Here is a 2,937-nt window from a genome sequence, read left to right as displayed (position 1 = left end):
CCACGCTAAAGCGCTGGTTGACGGCGTCGATGGTGTTGAGCGCGCCGCGATGGCTGATGCTTACACCCTTCGGCACGCCGGTCGAGCCGGACGTAAAGATCACATACGCCAAATCGTCCGGCGCCACTTGCGGCAGCGCTTGTGCACGCAAGCCTTCATCACTGGCCAGCTGTTCCAGCAGGGTTTCAATCACCAGCAGGCGGTAGCGCCCCGCCAGTGTGGCCTGGATCTCTGCGCATGCGGCCTGTTTAGCCGACAGCAGCACGGTGCGCACTTTGCCCTGCTGTAGCACGGTGTCGATGCGGCCGGCCGGCCATTCGACGTGCAGCGGCAGGTAGCCATGGCCGGACTGCATGATGGCCAGGCTTGCCGCCACCTGGTTGTAGCCTTTTTCGCTGAGGATGGCAATCAAGCCGCCGTCCGTGCCTTCGCTGCGCACCAGGTGGCGCGCCAGCTGCGCGCTGTCTGCGCGCAGCTGCGCATGGCTGAACTGGCGGCCGCTGCCGCCTTCAATCACGGCAATGGCGTCATCGCGGCCTGCGCAGCGGCTAAACAAGGTGCCGGTGCTGGTTGCCTGCACGGCGGCATTGGCTTGCGCAATCAATGCATGGTCGCGGGCCGGCAGCTGGAACAAGTCCGTCCCGGCTTCCCAGTCCGCATACGCCAGGTGGGTGATCAGCGCGCAGTACAGCCGGTTCATTTCCGCCACATACTCCGGGCTGAACAATTGATCGACATACAGCCACTTGCTCATGAAGCGGCCATTGGCCTCGATCGCCTGCAAGTCGATCCACGCTTGCGACGTCTGGGCGCTCCAGTCGCGCTGTTCAACGATTTCCGAATCGTCCAGCCAGAACGACCGGTCTGTCTCGTCCAGCAAATTGCCGATGATGCCGGTAAACACGATGGGCGACACTGCCTTGTTGCCGTCAAGCTTATGGCGGCGCGCCAGTTCACGCTGCACCTCGATGCCGTTAAACAAGCCGTGGTCCACGTCTTGCCACATCGTGTCGTGGGCGCGCTTGAGCGTCTTCAGCACATCGCTGCCGAATCCCTGGAAGTGGAACAGGTTGGTGCTGGTGAAGTCGCCCCACAGCCTGGACACCTCTTCGTGCATCGCATAGCGGTTGAACACCGTCATGGTGATCAGGAATTCGCGGTAGCCGGAGAAGTGCGACAGCACCGAGCCATACAGGCCCAGCAGCACGGACGAGTACGACACGCCATACTTGCGCGACTGTTCCTTGAATTTTTGCCACGCTTCGCCTTCCACAAACAACGTGTGGTCGTTGAATTTTGGCGCCGTCACGCTTTCCGGCGGCACGAGGAAAGGCAGTTCCAGGCGCAGCGGCATGTCGGCTACCTTGTCCATCCAGTACTGTTTGTCTTTCGCGTACCAGCGCGAATGTTCCAGGTGCTTGAAGTATTCCTGGTAATCCTTGAAGCTGATCGATGGCGGATTGCAGCGGTAAGCCGGGTCGCGGTACAGCTGGTTCAATTCCGCGAACATGGCCTGGCGGCTTTGCGCGTCCAGCAAGATCAGGTCGATACTGATGTGCAGCACATCGCAATCGTCGAAGCGCGACACTTCAAACGTGAACAGCGGGAACGACGTGGCGTCGTAGACCTTGTGCGACAGCCGCTCGCGCACCGCGTCCAGCGTGTCTTCCTTGCGTGCCTGGCCGCGGCAATCGTTGATCTGGATGCGGTAAGGACCAGTTTGCTCCAGCGGCAGATAGCGCTGCTGCAGCCGCTCGAAGCTGTACACGGTGCGCAACACGTCGTATTGCTCGATCAGCGTGTTCAGCGCGCGCTGCAAGGTGTTCACGTCGAGCTGGCGGTAACTGTACTCGTTGTAGATGTGGTTGGAGATATTGCCGATCTCATAGTTGGCAAGGCGCCCCATCAGGTAGGCGCGCTGCACGGCCGTCATGTCGAACCAGTCGCCGGTATTTTCGTTGTGCAGCAGCGGCAATTGGCTCAAGTCGCTTTCGCCCGCTACGTCGGCAAAGTCGCTGGCCGTGTATTCGACAGCCGCCGCCTGCGAGCAGTGTGCAATGACCGCCTCCAGGTGGCGCTGCAATGCCGCAGCCAGCTGGCCGGTCACCGCCGCGCCGAAGCGGGTGTACATGCGGCAGCGCAGCTGGTCGCTCTGCACCATTGCAATCACGCCGATATCGTGGCTCAGCGCATTGTCCGGTGCGATCGCCATGCCGGCCGGGTCGGCGCAAGGCTGCCAGTCCGCCGCGCCGTCCGTGTCGAAGCGGCCCAGGTAATTGAAGCTGACCGATGGCAGGGCCGGATGCGCATAGCCCATCAGCGTACCGAAGCCGATACCCTTGTTCGGCACGGCGCGCAAGCGTTCCTTGTTGGCCTTGATACTGGCGCGCAAGTCTTGCTCGACCGTCAGGGCCACCGGGAACAGCGTGGTGAACCAGCCCACCGTGCGCGACAGGTCGATGTCCGTGGCGATCTCTTCCCTGCCGTGACCTTCCAGCATGATGTGGTTGCACGCCCGTCCGCCGACATCGGACAGCGCGTAGGCAAACGCTGTCAGCAGCAGATCATTGATCTGCGTATGGTAAGCGGCATTGCAGCGTTGCAGCAGCTTGGTGGTCAGTGCGCTGTCCAGCACCAGTTCGGTATCGCTGACGGCGCCATCGCCCTTGTCCAGCGCCAGCGGCGCGGCGCTGCCCAGCAAATCCAGCCAGTACGGCAACTCGGCACGGTGCGTGGTTTCATACCGGCTCACCGTGTCCACCCACTGGCGATAGCTGGTCAGCTTCGGCGGCAGGGCCTGGCCTTCATAGGCGGCCTGCAAATCCTCCGCCAGCACGCGCCAGCTGATGGTGTCGACAATCAGGTGGTGCAGCGCGAAGAACACGCGGGCGCTGCCGTCGGCATAGCCGTGCAGGTAGCCCAGGCTGTAGAGCGGCC

Annotated in this window: 1 protein-coding gene; it reads right to left on the bottom strand. The window is 62.3% G+C overall.

Annotated features, from left to right (window positions below):
• Window positions 1-2,937 (bottom strand): condensation domain-containing protein (locus GM668_RS30160; protein ID WP_155442675.1); only part of this gene is annotated, 2,937 nt, incomplete at both ends.

It is taken from the genome of Pseudoduganella ginsengisoli (assembly GCF_009720865.1).
GTDB lineage: Bacteria > Pseudomonadota > Gammaproteobacteria > Burkholderiales > Burkholderiaceae_D > Rugamonas > Rugamonas ginsengisoli.
The sequence above is the reverse complement of the archived record's forward strand: the minus strand, read 5'-3'. Positions and strand labels throughout refer to the sequence as shown.